General features: G+C 57.9%; 17 protein-coding genes. 12 read left to right on the top strand and 5 right to left on the bottom strand.

The features are described 5' to 3' along the window. Window positions 1-1074: 1074 nt before the first annotated feature. Entirely contained in the window at window positions 1075-1248 is a 174-nt protein-coding gene (locus E2F50_RS23270; RefSeq protein ID WP_202615480.1) for a hypothetical protein, read from the bottom strand. A gap of 221 nt (window positions 1249-1469) precedes the next feature. On the opposite strand from E2F50_RS23270, the gene gnd reads away from it, so the two are divergent. Next, the gene (gnd, locus tag E2F50_RS18440) at window positions 1470-2480 is read left to right on the top strand and encodes a phosphogluconate dehydrogenase (NAD(+)-dependent, decarboxylating) (protein WP_133317633.1); all 1011 of its coding nucleotides are present in this window, start codon (window positions 1470-1472) and stop codon (window positions 2478-2480) included. A 116-nt stretch (window positions 2481-2596) separates the two neighbouring features. Further along, window positions 2597-2962 carry a DUF2934 domain-containing protein gene (locus E2F50_RS18445; RefSeq protein ID WP_133317634.1) on the top strand — a complete coding sequence of 122 codons (366 nt, stop codon included), beginning with the start codon at window positions 2597-2599 and terminating at the stop codon, window positions 2960-2962. Window positions 2963-3084: 122 nt separating this feature from the next. On the opposite strand, the gene E2F50_RS18450 is transcribed toward E2F50_RS18445, so the two are convergent. After that, window positions 3085-3540 carry an Lrp/AsnC family transcriptional regulator gene (locus E2F50_RS18450; RefSeq protein WP_133317635.1) on the bottom strand — a complete coding sequence of 152 codons (456 nt, stop codon included), beginning with the start codon at window positions 3538-3540 and terminating at the stop codon, window positions 3085-3087. 127 nt (window positions 3541-3667) lie between these two features. On the opposite strand from E2F50_RS18450, the gene E2F50_RS18455 reads away from it, so the two are divergent. Continuing rightward, window positions 3668-4504 carry a PhzF family phenazine biosynthesis protein gene (locus E2F50_RS18455; RefSeq protein WP_133317636.1) on the top strand — a complete coding sequence of 279 codons (837 nt, stop codon included), beginning with the start codon at window positions 3668-3670 and terminating at the stop codon, window positions 4502-4504. A 69-nt stretch (window positions 4505-4573) separates the two neighbouring features. Here E2F50_RS18455 and E2F50_RS18460 read toward each other — a convergent pair whose 3' ends face one another. Continuing rightward, window positions 4574-5329 carry an IclR family transcriptional regulator gene (locus tag E2F50_RS18460; RefSeq protein ID WP_133317637.1) on the bottom strand — a complete coding sequence of 252 codons (756 nt, stop codon included), beginning with the start codon at window positions 5327-5329 and terminating at the stop codon, window positions 4574-4576. Window positions 5330-5468: 139 nt separating this feature from the next. Here E2F50_RS18460 and E2F50_RS18465 point away from each other — a divergent pair, with 139 nt between their 5' ends. The 7 genes from E2F50_RS18465 to E2F50_RS18495 all read left to right on the top strand — a co-directional run bounded on the left by E2F50_RS18465 (window position 5469) and on the right by E2F50_RS18495 (window position 9669). Beyond that, window positions 5469-6176 (top strand): 3-oxoacid CoA-transferase subunit A, encoded by a 708-nt coding sequence (locus tag E2F50_RS18465; RefSeq protein WP_133317638.1) that lies wholly within the window; start codon window positions 5469-5471, stop codon window positions 6174-6176. Beyond that, a complete protein-coding gene (locus E2F50_RS18470; protein ID WP_133317639.1) occupies window positions 6173-6877 on the top strand; it encodes a CoA transferase subunit B in 705 nt (234 codons plus the stop codon). The genes E2F50_RS18465 and E2F50_RS18470 overlap by 4 nt, the downstream gene beginning before the upstream one ends. A 9-nt stretch (window positions 6878-6886) precedes the next feature. Further along, complete coding sequence (gene pcaF, locus E2F50_RS18475) at window positions 6887-8092, top strand: 3-oxoadipyl-CoA thiolase (protein ID WP_133317640.1); 1206 nt, start codon at window positions 6887-6889, stop codon at window positions 8090-8092. 247 nt (window positions 8093-8339) lie between these two features. After that, a complete protein-coding gene (locus E2F50_RS18480) occupies window positions 8340-8696 on the top strand; it encodes a DUF4189 domain-containing protein (RefSeq protein WP_161974230.1) in 357 nt (118 codons plus the stop codon). Between the two features lie 22 nt (window positions 8697-8718). After that, window positions 8719-8946 (top strand): DUF4189 domain-containing protein, encoded by a 228-nt coding sequence (locus tag E2F50_RS18485; protein ID WP_161974232.1) that lies wholly within the window; start codon window positions 8719-8721, stop codon window positions 8944-8946. 205 nt (window positions 8947-9151) lie between these two features. Further along, window positions 9152-9430 (top strand): hypothetical protein, encoded by a 279-nt coding sequence (locus E2F50_RS18490; RefSeq protein ID WP_133317643.1) that lies wholly within the window; start codon window positions 9152-9154, stop codon window positions 9428-9430. Window positions 9431-9447: 17 nt separating this feature from the next. Beyond that, complete coding sequence (locus E2F50_RS18495; RefSeq protein ID WP_245515466.1) at window positions 9448-9669, top strand: hypothetical protein; 222 nt, start codon at window positions 9448-9450, stop codon at window positions 9667-9669. 7 nt (window positions 9670-9676) lie between these two features. Here E2F50_RS18495 and E2F50_RS18500 read toward each other — a convergent pair whose 3' ends face one another. Continuing rightward, complete coding sequence (locus E2F50_RS18500; RefSeq protein WP_133317645.1) at window positions 9677-11227, bottom strand: S10 family peptidase; 1551 nt, start codon at window positions 11225-11227, stop codon at window positions 9677-9679. Window positions 11228-11280: 53 nt separating this feature from the next. After that, window positions 11281-12405, bottom strand: a complete 1125-nt coding sequence (locus E2F50_RS18505) for an anhydro-N-acetylmuramic acid kinase (protein ID WP_133317646.1) — start codon at window positions 12403-12405, stop codon at window positions 11281-11283. Between the two features lie 406 nt (window positions 12406-12811). Here E2F50_RS18505 and repA point away from each other — a divergent pair, with 406 nt between their 5' ends. Both repA and repB read left to right on the top strand, forming a co-directional pair. Then, window positions 12812-14041 carry a plasmid partitioning protein RepA gene (repA, locus tag E2F50_RS18510; protein WP_133317647.1) on the top strand — a complete coding sequence of 410 codons (1230 nt, stop codon included), beginning with the start codon at window positions 12812-12814 and terminating at the stop codon, window positions 14039-14041. A gap of 20 nt (window positions 14042-14061) precedes the next feature. Continuing rightward, the gene (gene repB, locus E2F50_RS18515; RefSeq protein ID WP_133317648.1) at window positions 14062-15132 is read left to right on the top strand and encodes a plasmid partitioning protein RepB; all 1071 of its coding nucleotides are present in this window, start codon (window positions 14062-14064) and stop codon (window positions 15130-15132) included. Window positions 15133-15269: the final 137 nt, after the last annotated feature.

A 15269-nucleotide genomic window follows, 5' to 3' on the forward strand; every position in this document is an offset into this window, starting at 1 on the left:
GGCTGGAGTTCCATGCCGTCACTCGGGATACCAACGGGCATCTATGCACGATTCCGCGAACTCGGAATAAGACTTTGGGCGCTAGAGCGTCACGGCATTGATAGCCAAAAGAACCGGAAAGGCAGCGACAAGGATCGCGGCAGTCCATGCTGCCAGGATCTTAAGGACATAATTTTTACGCGCAGTTGGCGCATCCCATTCGCAGTACATTACTCGAACTCTCCGACATTTAGTGTAAGATGCAAGAGAGAGTGGTAGGAGTCGAGTGCGGCTCAGCAACAGTGTAAATTAGATTTGATGAAGACGCGGATCACGTTGATCCGGATCATCAGATCTCGCTCGTCCCCTTAGGCCGGACTGCTTTTAAAGCCCTAAGGGCGGCGAGGTTAAGGTGTCAAGTTCGCTGGATACCAGCGCCTGTCCAGTCGCGCTGCATGATCCCCACGAGTGCAGCCAGACTGGCGCATAATAATATTAGCGTCAGCTTATTGATAGTGGCTCGCGCTGATCTTGACTGCCAAAGATTCCTCAAGCCTGCTTTTAATCTTCGTTATTGCTGTTTTATTGCGGAGGGACGAAACATTATGGCGATCCACTGGTTAATGCCTCGTAGGAAACAACAAGCTACAAGAGGAAACCCAATGATCACCAAGATTCTTGCCGTAACGGCACTCTCGCTCGGCCTTGCAACGGCCGCAGTTGCACAAAGCTCTGGTTCGGGTAACTCCGGTTCTGGCTCGTCCTCCGGTTCTGGTAATTCCGGTTCTGGATCGTCTTCCGGCTCTGGCAATTCTGGTTCAAGCAACTCCGGTGGTTCGTCTCAGAGCAGCGGTAATGATTCCAGCCGCACCAATTGCGGCCCCACTAGTGCAGAACAAGGCACCGGCAGCACCGGCGCTCAAACTGGCGCCACGTCGTCTACGACTACGACTACCGGCACTGCTGGCAATACCGGCGCTTCCTGCTGATATTCTCGAATGGGAGGCTATTTGCCTCCCATTCGCTGCTGACGATAGCAACGACAGTGACAGTGTCTTCTCAACAGCCAGTTGAGGCTTCGGCTTGTCTTGCACATTATTGCAGCTTTAACGGCAGCTGGATGCCCTTCGGGATGTAAGGCTTCTTCAAGCTAGCCAATTCAATGCGACCGTAAATCTCCCGGCGCTGTTGCTCCTGGCGTTCCCTTAACGCTTTTGATGCTGCCACGATAGAAAGAGCGCGTGCAACAATTTCGTCTGTCCTATGCATGTGGCCTCCGATGTGTTCATGTTTTGTTCTCATATTCTCGAAGCCTTGTCAAGCATCACGTTGTCTTGTGCTGACATTCCCGCCCACACCCATTCATCCGCAATTCGAGACGGAGGTTGCTTCCTGCTAGCTTTAAATCGGCTGGGGAGATGTTATGTCTTGCATGATCGCAAGTGCGTCTTTATCGCGATCGCAGAGCCGTATCCTTGAAAGGAATAGCAATGCAAGTTGGGATGATAGGGTTGGGACGCATGGGGGCGAACATGGTTCGCCGGCTCATGCGGGCCGGGCATGAATGCGTCGTCTACGATGTCAATTCCGCAAACGTTGATGCGTTGGCAGGTGAAGGCGCGTCAGGTGCCGCTTCCTTGCAGGATCTGGTTGCCAAACTTAGCAAGCCTGCAGCCGTGTGGATGATGCTGCCGGCAGCCATTACCGATCAGACGCTCGCTGCGCTGTCCGATCTATTGGCACCCGGTGATGTGATCATCGACGGCGGCAATTCTAACTACCAGGATGACATAGACCGGGCGGCCCGGCTTTCTGACAAGGGCCTCGACTATATCGATGTTGGCACGAGCGGCGGCGTCTGGGGGCTGGAAAGAGGCTATTGCCTGATGATCGGCGGTCCGGACGAAGCGGTCGAACGTCTCGATCCGATCTTCCGGTCGCTCGCGCCTGGTGACGGTTCGCCACAGGCTGAAAGCCTGCGGACTTCCGAGCTCGGCTATCTCCATTGCGGCCCGAGCGGCTCCGGTCACTTTGTCAAAATGGTCCACAACGGCATTGAATACGGCATGATGGCAGCATATGCAGAAGGCCTCAATCTTCTCAAGGCAGCCAATACAGGCAAACAGGCCCGCTCGGTCGATGCCGAAACCAGCCCGCTGCAGCATCCGCAATATTATCAGTTCGACATAGACGTGGGTGAAGTGGCAGAAGTCTGGCGCCACGGTAGTGTCGTGTCCTCTTGGCTACTGGATCTTCTGGCGCAGTCGCTGAAGCAGGACCCGTCCCTGGAAGGTTTTAGTGGCCGCGTGTCTGATTCTGGCGAAGGGCGATGGATGCTAAAAGCCGGCATCGACACCGGCGTGCCATTGCCGGTCCTGTCATCTGCCCTGTTCCAGCGGTTCTCGTCGCAGGGACATGAGCGCTATTCCAACCAGGTTCTATCGGCCCTCCGTGCAGCCTTCGGCGGCCATGCGGAAAAGAAGACCGGCGAAAAGCACTGATACCAGCCTTTGGGAACGGCAGATCGCCTTCCTCGCCGCCGCCCCATGCGACTGCGGCGAGGAACCAATTTTCGGATGACTTGTTCTTGAACCGATAGGTCAAGGAGGAGTGCTCGATGAACGACGATCGCGAAAAGCAAATTCGGGAGCGCGCTTATGCGCTTTGGGAGCAGGAAGGCCGCCCGGAGGGCGAAGACTTTCGCCATTGGGTAGCGGCCTGGGAAGAGATCGGTTCTGATCATCCCGATGCTGACATCATCACGGAAAATACTGCTGTTCTGGGCGAACCCGAACCGACGTCTCAGTCCAGCGACGCTGGTGAATCAGTGCCGGCGCGGAAGGCCCGCAGGCCAATTGGCGGAACCAAGCAGGCCGGCAGTCAGGTTTCTTCCGGCAAGACTTCCAGGACAAAGCCTGCCTCCCAAATCACCACTGGCGAAGAGCCTGCCGGCACCTCCGTCAGACATACCGAGGGTCCGTAAGCGGGTCCAAAATCTGAAGGATCGGCAGCCCGGCCTGTGCCGAGGCTGCTTTTTACATTAAGCCGTGACCACGAATTGGAAAGATCACGAAGAGTCGGCTACAGCCATGAAGTCAGGTCTGGCTATTCGTCGGCAAATGGCGGGCGCCTGCGGCGCACTGGCGTGCCTTTGATGATGCTGGTATTGGTCCTTGCCTTATCGTGAAGGGGGTGCAGTAGCCTGTTCAGATCCTGAATATCGCGCAAGACCATCCGTGCGACAAAGCAGTCATCTCCGGTCACTGCGTCGCAGTGGATGATCTCCGGCATATCCTGCAGCGTACGCTCGACGATATGCAGTTTGCCGGGCAAGGGTTCTATGCGAACTAGCGCCTCCAGCGTGTAGCCGAGTGCCCGTGAATTGATGTCGAGGGTGAACGCTTCAATGACATCCTCCTGCTCCAGGCGCCGAATCCGTTCGCGAACTGCAGGCGCAGACAAGCCAACCTGTTGAGCCATTGCCTGCTGGCTCGTGCGGCTGTCCATTAAAAGCTCATCGATGATAGCGCGATCCCGCGCGTCGAGCGGCACTTTCTTCATGGAGGCGCAGATAGCTTTATCAGCTTCATTTTGGAAGCAAGAAAGCACATCGGCTTTCGAAAGGAGAAGGACGCACACGATCCCGATCGGCTAAGATAGAGGTCAGGCAATAGCCGAAGGGAAAGTCATGCATATTCACAAGATCGCCGCCTTCACCAAGGATGGGCGCGGCGGAAATCCGGCAGGCGTGGTGCTCGCCGCCAAACTGCCTTTGCCAGCAGAGATGCAGTCCATTGCCGCAACAGTCGGATATTCCGAAACCGCCTTTGCCGCGCCAACTGGCCAGGGCTCATGGACCCTCCGGTATTATTCGCCGGAGACGGAGGTTCCGTTTTGCGGACATGCGACAATCGCTCTCGGTGCCGTTTTATGTGAGACGCATGGGCCTGGCCGTTATCGCCTCTCGCTCGCCAATGCTGATATCGAAGTGGAGTCTGGCATGCAGGAGGGCGTTTGGTGGAGCGCCCTGCGGTCTCCGCCAACTCGTAGCGCCCCTGCAGATCCGGCGCTACTTGCCAAGGCGTTCGAGATATTCGGTTATTCGGACACTGATCTCGATCCGGACATCCCCGCTTGCGAGGCAAACGGCGGTACCAATCATTTGATCATTGCGCTCCGTTCGCGGGCCGCCTTGACGAGAATGCATTATGATCTTGCCCGCGGCCGGGTTTTCATGCGGGACCACGCCATAGGAACGGTCGCGTTCGTCTTCCGTGAAAGCGAACGCGTCTTTCACGCCCGCAATGCCTTCGCAATTGGCGGCGTCCTGGAGGATCCGGCCACCGGTGCGGCCGCGGCGGCCTTGGCAGGCATGCTCCGCGATCTGGGCGTGCTCCATGACGGGGAGATCGTGATCCATCAAGGGGAAGACATGGGGCAACCTTGTCGCATCGAGGCGTCCTTCACCAATGAAGCGGGTTCGCCGGTTCAGGTCAGAGGACTATCGAACAAGATCCCTGAGTAGAAAGCCACCGTGCTAGACTTGGGCCCGCCCCCTTCAATGATATCGATCTTGGCGGGGCGGTAACGGGTCCTAATATAGGATTGGACGCAATGCGGCAGCGACGGCCTGTAGTGGCTTCAGATAGCGTCCTGCCATTTCGCCGGCAGGCACGCTTGCCGCCGGTGCACCGATATTAAGCGCGGCGATGATTTTTCCGCGGCCATTGGTCAGCGGCACGGCGATAGAGCACAAGCCCAGCTCCAGTTCCTGATCAATAATTGCGAAACCCTGTAAACGGACGACCGTCAGTTCTTTCATCAGAACCGAGATTTCAGTCTTCGTGTGGGGGGTGAATGGTTTCAACATAGTCTGATTGAGGATGGTGCGCGCATCCTCTTCGCCAAGCGCTGCCAGCAGGACCCGGCCCATGGATGCGCAATAGGCGGGAAGCCGGCTGCCTGGCATCAGATTGATCGACATGACCCGCCTCTGAGATGCGCGAGCAACGTAAACAATTTCGGTCGCATCAAGGACGCTTACCGAGGCGCTTTGGCCAACCTCTGCCGAAAGCTTGTCCAGACACGGTTGAACCAATTGAGGCAGGGGAGTGGCCGAAAGATATGCGTGGCCGAGCCTGAGAATCTTCGGCGTCAAGGCGAAGAATTTACCATCATAATCTGCGTAACCAAGTTGCGACAGCGTCAGCAGGCAGCGGCGAGCGGTGGCCCGGTCAAGTCCAGCGGCCTTGGCGACGTCAGAGATCGCGAGTTTCGGCGTGTTTTCACCAAAGGCCTCGATCACCTTCAAACCTTTGGCAAAGCCACCGAGGAAATCGCCGTCCGGCATCAGAGGCTCCTTGTGCGGTATATGAACAAATCTCAAATAACGTACATTGATCTTGCTGTCTAGCTTTGCCCCTCGTATCACTGTCGTCAGGAGGCGCGGCCTGTGATCAGTGGCAGGCGCATCGAAGGCGAGGTTCCTTATGGACAAGACAATCGGCAGTGCGGCGGAAGCAGTCTCTGGGATTGAAAATGGCATGACCATCATGATCGGCGGCTTTGGTGGTTCCGGCGCGCCAATCGAGCTCATTCACGCCCTGATCGACAAGGGGGTCAAGAACCTCACGGTGATCAACAACAATGCCGGCAACGGCCGCATCGGTATCGCCGCCATGATCGATGCGGGCATGGTCAAGAAGATGATCTGCTCGTTTCCGCGGTCTTCCGACCCGCGTGCGTTTACCGACAGATATCTGGCTGGCGAGATCGAACTCGAGCTTGTGCCGCAAGGCACGCTTGCAGAACGCATAAGAGCCGGCGGCGCGGGCATCCCTGCCTTTTACACGCCGACAGCCTATGGAACCGAACTTGCCAATGGCAAGCCGATCGCGGAATTTGACGGCAGGCATTACGTTCAGGAGCGGTGGCTGAAAGCCGATGTGGCCATCGTTAAGGCGCATCTGGCAGACACCTACGGCAACCTGACCTACAACAAGGCAGGCCGTAACTTCAATCCGCTCATGTGCATGGCAGCGACCAGGACGATCGCGCAGGTATCCAAGATCGTTTCCGCCGGTGGCATCGATCCCGAACACGTCGTCACCCCCGGCATCTTCGTCGACGGCGTCGTCGAGATCCCCAATCCGCAACAGGAAGAAGAGCTCATTCGAGCCGGAGTGGCTTACGCATGACCGTAGACGCACAGCCCATCAACACCCGTGACGACATCAAGCTGTCCAATGCGCAAATCGCATGGCGGGCCGCGCAGGATATTGCAGACGGCGCTTATGTAAACCTCGGTATTGGCTTTCCAGAAATGGTTGCCCGCTATCAGCCGCCTGGCCGTCAGGCAATTTTCCACACCGAAAACGGCATCCTGAACTTCGGCGAGGCGCCTCCGCCAGGCGAAGAGGATTGGGATCTGATCAATGCCGGCAAGAAGGCGGTGACGCTGAAACCGGGTGCTGCATTCTTTCATCATGCCGACAGCTTCGCCATGGTCCGCGGCGGCCATCTGGATGTCGCGATCCTTGGCGCCTATCAGGTTGCCCAGAATGGTGACCTCGCCAATTGGCGGGTGGGCGCCAAGGGCGTGCCGGCGGTTGGTGGTGCGATGGATCTTGTTCATGGTGCCAAGCAGGTCTGCGTGATTACCGAGCATGTCACCAAGGACGGAAAGCCGAAGCTCGTCGAGGCATGTACCTTCCCGCTGACAGGCGTTGGCTGCATTACGCGCGTTTACACCAGCCATGCGGTGATCGACATTCAAGATGATCGCTTCGTGCTTCGGGAGAAGCTTGCCGCCATGAGCCTTGAGGAACTGCAGGCAATGACGGGGGCCAGACTGCACTTGGATGGCTCCGTCGCCGACCTCGTCGTTCCACAATTGTAAGGATCAGTCATGACCGAAGCCTTTATCTGTGATTATATCCGCACGCCTATCGGCCGCTTTGCCGGCTCCCTGTCCTCCGTTCGCGCGGACGATCTGGGGGCTGTCCCCTTGAAGGCGCTGATGGAGCGCAACCCTTCCGTCGACTGGGAAGCACTCGGCGATGTCATCTACGGCTGTGCTAATCAGGCCGGTGAAGACAACCGCAACGTTGCCCGCATGTCTCTGCTTCTGGCGGGCTTGCCGGAGTCGGTCAGCGCCACGACGATCAACCGTCTTTGCGGCTCGGGCATGGATGCGGTCATCACCGCTGCCCGCGCCATCAAGGCAGGCGAAGCCGAATTGGTGATCGCCGGCGGCGTCGAGAGCATGAGCCGGGCACCGTTTGTCATGCCCAAGGCCGAAACAGCATTTTCTCGAAATTCCGAAATCTACGATACGACGATAGGCTGGCGTTTTGTCAATCCGCTGATGAAGCAATTATATGGCGTCGATTCTATGCCGGAGACCGGCGACAATGTCGCAATCGATTACCAGGTCTCGCGCCAGGACCAGGATGCCTTTGCCGTTCGTTCGCAGAACAAGGCAGCTGCTGCCCAGCAAAATGGGCGCCTGGAAAAGGAGATCACACCGGTCACCGTGCCGCAACGCAAAGGGGATCCAGTGGTCGTCTCCAAGGACGAGCATCCTCGCGTCACCAGCATGGAAGCCCTGGCGAAGTTGAAGCCGGTGAACAAGATGGAGGGGGGAACGGTGACCGCCGGCAATGCTTCCGGCGTCAACGACGGGGCCGCCGCGCTGATCATTGCTTCCGAGGCCGCAGTCAAGAAATTTGGCCTCACGCCGATCGCCCGGATTCTGGGCGGCGCGGCCGCTGGCGTTCCACCACGCGTCATGGGTATCGGCCCGGCACCGGCCACGGAAAAGCTTTGCGCCCGCCTCGGCCTGTCTCCGAAAGACTTCGACATCGTCGAGCTGAACGAGGCATTTGCATCCCAAGGCATTGCGACCTTGCGCCAGCTCGGAATTCCGGAAGATGCCGAACATGTCAATCCGAACGGCGGCGCCATCGCGCTCGGCCATCCGCTCGGGATGTCCGGTGCCCGTATCGCCGGAACGGCCGCGCTGGAATTGTCTATACGTGATGCCAAGCTAGCTTTGGCAACCATGTGTGTCGGTGTGGGGCAGGGTATTGCTGTTGCTTTGGAGCGCGCGTAGCCACAAATACGGTCTTCTGCTGATCCGTTAATAAAGAGGCTCACCAGGCCTCTTTATTTTTTGACGATTGCCAAATACTGATGGCGGCTGCAGGTTGTTATGTCAGTTTAAGTATGAATATTAGGCAATCTTGCGATCATATTTGGGTGCATCTTCTTCCCTAGTTGCTATTGCCTATCCTTCAGAATATCGAATCGAAACCATTCGAGAATCTCTTGGGGTGGCGGTTCAAATGAGGGGAAAACTTATGTCTAGAAAATTCTATGGTCTTATTTTGGCGGTTATTCTTTCCGCTCAGGCAGGAACTGCCATGGCGTTTGGTGCTATTGCTGTCAATGACTCGCAGGGGACGGCGGCTAGCGAGGCCGGTTACGGCGTCGGTTGGGGCGGAACGCGCAAGGAAGCGGAGCGGAATGCCGTGCGCGAATGCAAGTCTGTCGGCAACGACAGCTGCGAAGTTGCTGTCTGGTTCGAGAAGTGCGGCGCTTACGCCGGCGACCGCGTCAACTATGGCATTGGCTATGGCGCCAGCGCAAAGACGGCGGAACGGATGGCTCTCAAGGATTGCCCGAACTGCCAGATCATCGTTTCCGATTGCCAGTAACCAGCACAACAGGACATTGACCATGAACACGTTCGCACGTATCGGCTTTGCCGCACTTATCTCCGTTACGGCACTTGCCGGAGCCGCTGCGCCTGCAATGGCTTGGGACTGCATCGCTGTCTCCGAGGAAGGTTCCTACGGCTATAGCTACAATTATGACGACAAGGGTTCTGCGATTGAACGGGCTCTGAACGAGTGTGCCAACCGAACCACCTCGGACAGCACCTGCGAAATTGTCGAATGCGAATAAGGCAGGGTTAGTCCGCACGCCTTGGCTACTAGCCCGCTTCGGCGGGCTTTTCTTGCCGGGCCAGATTGCGTAAGCAGTATGGCAGCTAATATCAGCTTGGAGCCACGCCAGGACGCGGTATATCTGGATCTGGCTGATCCTTTAGCAAATCTCTTTCTAGGTTTCCGATCAGCGAAGCACGACCACGTCTATGATCGGATTGAAGATGCCTACAAGCCCTGACGACCTTCCTGAAACCGAACACTCCGAACTCGCCGGCGAGTTCACGGATGACGACATCACAGTGCTTGTCGATATTTACCGTGCGGCCGGCAGCCAGGGTGACTGGACGCTCGAAGTCATCACCGAAGAAGATGATGTGACCTCATGGGAGGAGCCTTTCGCCACCGATCGTGAGGCATTCGACGAATTCTTGGCGACGGTCGAGCGCGACGGCATCCGCTCCTTCTTTGGCGAACCTGACGCAGAGCCTGCGGTGCATTAGTGAAGAAGGTCGAGGACTTGATCAGCTCCGCGAAGGCGGTTCATGAGCGCTATGCAACCGGCAGGATGGATCGGGAAATCGTCCGCCAATGGATCTTGGGTCTTGGTGGCTATCCGGAGCCCTATGGCAGCCGGATCAAAGAATCGGCCGTTTGGTTCAAGTCGGGCCATAACGAGATGGATCCAACGGAGCTGAAAGTGACCGACCTCGCAAGTCTTGAGGGAATCTACCGCGCTTAGCTTCGCGTTAATTTGGCAGATTTCCTTCGTAGAAGCCGCGGATGTCTTTCGCAAAGCTGAGCCTCGATTGAGGTTTGGTATAAAACATGTGGCCGCCGCCGTAGAGCTTGAGCCATGTCCGCCCCGCTGCGAGCTCCGCCGGCAGATGGTCGATAACATAGCGGCTCGCCCCATAGGGTGTCAGCGCATCGCTATAGCCGTGGGCGATCAGCAGTTTGAATGAGGGGATGACCGACAACAGGTCGCGGATATCAGTGGAGACGCTGGCAAGCGACCGGCTGTCGCCACCGCGGCTGCCATTCCATTCCCACCTGCGGTTCACGTCTTCGTTCAACAGATTGTAGGTCATGTCGCTGGCAAAGCCGAGTTCGTTGCGCGCATAAGCCACGAAGGCGGCACCATAGGCGCGGGTATAACCTTCCAGGATCGGGTCGTCGTTGCGGTTGTAAGTGGCTTCCGGATAGGCGTCTGGGACTGCATAGGCGGCGTCATAGGGGCTGACGATCTTTCCGCGGCCGCCCATCTGTTTTGCATAGACGTCGCCGACGAAGCCGCGCGTTTGTGCCACAATATTTTTGGGGATGCCGGTTAGACCCGCGACGCGGTCGTAGAAGGTCTCAGCCGCCTGTCCGAAAGGCGCAGCGCCCGACAAGCCGACGAGATAGTCGCTCATGGCAAACCTCTCGGCATCGGCCAGCTTTTCGGGCGTGAACTGGTTTTCATGCTCCAGTTTGGCCGCTGCCAGCGAGGGTAGCTGCAGTGCTGCGCTCAACGGGTCGTCCGAGTTGGCGAGGAACTTTCCTTCGACCAGCGGCGACAGCATGATGATGCTGGAGATGAGAATCCCTTGCGTGTTCTTCAGGGAGGCCGCGACCTTGGCCGCCCGGAAACCGCCATAGCTTTCACCCAGCAGGTATTTGTGTGCGTCGAGACGGTTGTTTTTCTGCACATAGAGCGCAATGGCCGTTGACAGGCTATCGGCATCCTGACGCACGCCATAAAAGCTTTTGGCGGCATCGTCATTGGCAGCCCGGCTCCAGCCCGTTCCGACCGGATCAATCAGCACCAGATCCGTGAATGCGAGCCAGCTTTCCGGATTGTCCTTCAGGACAGGCATGGTGCCGTCATTGCCGTTCTCGCCGAACTCCAGGATTTTTGGGCCGACCAAACCCAAATGCAGGTAAGCCGAGGCCGCGCCTGGCCCGCCGTTGAAGGCGAAGGTGATGGGCCTTGCTCGCTCCGAAGGAGAGTAAGTCGGGCTCTTGGCCACATAGGCTGTGTAGAAAATTTTGGCCGACCGGTCTCCATCCTGACCGAAGAGATCAAGCGTGCCCGCAGTAGCCGTATAAGGCAGATCCCCGGACGGTGCTTTAAGGACATGCTGCGTCGTGGTGTCGGCCGGGATGAGAGTAAATATGCCTCGCGCCGAGGCGCGATCGGTTTGATCTTGACGCTGTCCAGGCCTATCTGCGGGGCCTGCCTGTTGCGGCCACGCCGGTCCGGCAACCAGAGTGATTAGAGCAAGGAGCGTGATAAAGGGCTTGGCAGAGCGGCGCATGACAGCATTTCCTTCTGGAACGGCCGCCCTTATGTAGGGTGTTGGCGAAGGGATCAAAGTGCCAAGCCTGCCACTCTCCCGCCAGTCATCGGCTTGGGTGCGCCGGTTGTCGCAGGGAAGCTGATGGGCAAGCCGCGCAGAACCCGCACAGCGAGAAAAGCAAAACATTCCGCCTCGACTGCGTCGCCGCGCCAGCCCAGCGTGTCGGCAGAAACGGCTTCGACGCCCGCGCGCTGCGCGATCATCGACATGATCGTCGGATTGTGACGCCCACCACCGCTGACGATCAGCTTGCTTGGCCTGTGGGGCAGCAGCTCCAGTGCGCGCCCGACGGTCGATGCGGTGAAGGCCGATAATGTCGCGGCGCCATCGGCGGGGCTCAGGCCTTCGGCCATAGCCGCTGTGAAGTCGTTTCGATCCAATGATTTTGGAAAGGGGGCAGTGAAATAGGGATGCTGAAGAAGTTTGACGAGGCGTTCCTCATCCACCGTACCGGATGCTCCAAGCGCTCCATCGACGTCCATCTCGCCAAGCCCATGCATCTTGATGAAGTCGTTGAGCGGCGCGTTGGCGGGGCCGGTGTCGAAGGCAATAATCTCGTCCTTGCCGTCCCACCAGGTGATATTGCCGACGCCTCCCAGGTTGAGGATGGCTATGTCTCCGCCCTTGGCTACGTCTCGCAGCAACGCCGTATGGTAGATGGCAGCAAGCGGCGCGCCCTGACCGCCGGCCCGGACGTCTGCCGAGCGAAAATCATAAGCGACCTTGGTGCCGAGGATCGCATGCATCAGCTCCCCGTCGCCCAGTTGCCGCGTATCGCCGAGCCTGGCTTTGGTCGGCGCCCGATGCAAGACGGTTTGCCCATGGAAGCCGACAATGCCGATGTCGCTCATCGCCAAGCCGGCGCTCTCTACCAGATCCTTGACGGCTTGTGATTGGGCTCGCGTGAGCGCGGCCTCCGCCTTGGCAAAGATTGCCGGTTCCAATCCGTCGAAATTCCACCGCCGAGCTTGCTGAAGTGCTTCTTCCAGAAGAACCCGAATGTCCGCAGGATAGGGAGCCAGACGGTATATCCCAAATTCCTCGACATGCTCTCCATCGGTTTTCAGCAGTGCCACATCTATATTGCCGTCCAAGACGGTCCCGGTCATAAGGCCTACAGCCCAGATTGGCTCCATGATCAGTCCCCGCTTTGAAAATGATGATAGGTTCAGTCTGCTTGGCGCAGTCCTATTGCAAGAGCGTTGTAAGCGCCGCTGCGGGCAGTGGGCAAGCGCTCTGTGCCATCGCGAGAGCGGCTTCCAGCCAAGGGGACCTGCTAGCTTATGTCGGAACATTTCTCTTGACGCGACTCACATAGCTGCCCACAGCTTGTAACGGAGCAGTTCGCTTATCTCTTGTTCCGGCGTAACCAGCTAAGCTTACTGTTAGTCTGGTGCAGCGGCGTATAAGATATGAGCGAGAATCGCAGTGCCGAACCAGTTGGCTTCATCCGTAGGTTATCCTCCGGTGAAAGAACAAGCTGATTGGCACGAAGGGGAATGTGGTATGGTCGCATCGGCGAAAAAATCGGGATCGGGTAAGATGGAGGCTGCCAAGGCTTCCGCTATTCTTGCCGATGAAGCGATCGCGAAAGATGCCCGCGCCCTGTCAGAGCAGTTGAAGGCAATGCGCGAGCGGCTGTTTCCGCCCACTTCGACGAAAACGCTTCGCAGTTTTTCGTCGGGCGAAGCCGCAAAGCTGATCGGCGTTTCCGATGGCTATCTTCGCCAGCTTTCCTTGGCGGGAGAAGGGCCTCAGCCGGAGACCGGTGCCGGTGGCCGGCGCTTCTATTCCCTCGCCGATATTGATGCTTTGCGGGTCCACCTTTCCGACCAAGCTGCGGCAAAGGGAAATCTTGCCAAAGCCCGCTCTTATCTGCCGCACCGCGATGCCGCCAATGGCGAACATCTGCAGGTGATTTCGGTTACCAACTTCAAGGGCGGTTCCGGCAAGACGACATCGGCCGTGCACCTGGCGCAGTATCTGGCGCTGACGGGCCATAGGGTCCTGGCAATCGATCTCGATCCTCAGGCATCGCTTTCGGCGCTTTTCGGCTATCAGCCGGAACTGGATCTGACCGGTAATGACACCCTGTTCGGTGCCATCCGTTACGATAACGAGCAACGTCCTCTCAAGGATGTGATCAGAGGCACCTATTTCCCAGGCCTTGATCTGGTTCCCGGCAATATCGAGCTGCAGGAATTCGAGCATGTGACGCCACAGGCGCTTGCAAGCCGTCAAAGCGGCAAGGATGTCGGGCCGCTCTTTTTTGCCCGCATCCAGGCGGCGCTGCAAACGGTCGAAGCTGATTACGATGTGGTGGTGATCGACTGCCCGCCACAGCTCGGCTACCTCACGCTCGCAGCCCTTTGCGCCTCGACCTCGGTCATCGTGACTGTACATCCGCAAATGCTCGACGTCGCCTCCATGAACCAGTTCCTGTTCATGACGTCCGATCTTCTCTCCGTGGTGCGCGAAGCCGGCGGCACGCTCAATTTTGATTTCCTGCGCTATCTCGTTACCCGGTTTGAACCGAATGACGGACCGCAGGCCCAGATTGTCGGCTTCATGCGCTCCCTGTTCGGGGACAGGGTTCTGACGGCGCCGATGCTGAAATCGACGGCAGTGTCAGATGCAGGGCTGACGAAGCAGACGCTTTACGAAGTGGGGCGCGAGAATTTCACACGCGCCACCTATGACCGGGCTTTAGAAGCCATGAATGCGGTCAATAGCGAGGTTGAAACCCTGATTCATGCAGCCTGGAACAGGTAAGGCGAATAAAGGTTTGGCAAATGGCGGGTAGCCGCAAGAACGAGTTGAGGGCATTATTCGGGGGAGGGCTTGCACCGACGGAGCAGCCTCTTGCGCCAGAAGCAAAGCCCGAACAGCAGAACGAGGTGAAATTTTCCAGCCCGAGCGAGGCTGTGCCGCCGCAGCGCAGTGCTTCCGGCGCTGTCAAGGCAATGGGGCTGTCGCTCGGCGCGATGACTCGTGAAGCGGAGGAGGCGAGGGCTCTGCGCCAAGCCCTCAATGAGGGCGAACGTGTTGTTGCCGTTCATCCAGACCGGATCGACTCCTCGATTGTCGAAGACAGGCTGAGGCTCGATGGTCGCGACGACGAAGATTTTGCAGCGTTGGTGGATAGCATTCGCGAGGGTGGGCAACAGGTGCCGGTCTTGCTTCGCCCGCATCCGGATCAGTCCGGGCGTTATCAGACTGCCTATGGACATAGACGTGTCCGGGCTGCTGCAAGACTCGGCATCGAGGTGAAGGCAATTGTCCGGCCGCTGTCGGACGACGAACTGGTGCTGGCGCAGGGCAAGGAGAATGCCGAGCGCCGCAACCTGTCTTTCATCGAGCGCAGTGTGTTTGCCAAAAACCTCGCCAGCCACGGCTTCGATCGAAAAGTCATCGGCGACGCGCTTGCTGTGCAAAAGAGCGAGCTGTCGCGGCTTTTTGCCGTGGTGGAAAGCATCCCGGACGAGTTCATCCGGCTGATCGGCCCGGCGCCAAAGGTTGGCCGCGATCGCTGGATGAAGCTTGGAGAACTGCTGCAGACTGCTCCGGCTCAACAAGCGGCCAAGGAGGAAGTGCATTATCAGCGGTTTCAAGCCGCCGACAGCGACGGTCGATTCCAGCTTCTGTTCGACCGCTTGTCGCGTCGCCAGAAGCCGGAGGCTTCTCTTCCGGAAGAGATCAAGGATGCCAATGGCAAAGTATTTGCGCGTCTCAAGCTCGACGGAAAAAACAGACGCATTGAGTTTGCAGCGGATGTGGAGGCCGCTTTCATCGAAGATACGGCGGCTCTGCTCGCGGAGCGATATCAGGCCTTTGTGGCGAGCCGGTCAGGCGACAAGCACTGACGGCCGTCATAGGCGACTGCCCGCAAGGGTTAATGGACACGAGAAAGGAAGCTAAGAGAGCAAGAAAAAAGGCCCCCAAAACGTCACCGTCCTGGAAGCCCTCTTCAATCTAAGCAGTTCAAGAGAATCACTTCCAA

Origin of the sequence: Rhizobium deserti (assembly GCF_004358025.1) — a bacterium.
In the GTDB taxonomy this organism is placed as follows: Bacteria; Pseudomonadota; Alphaproteobacteria; order Rhizobiales; family Rhizobiaceae; genus Neorhizobium; species Neorhizobium deserti.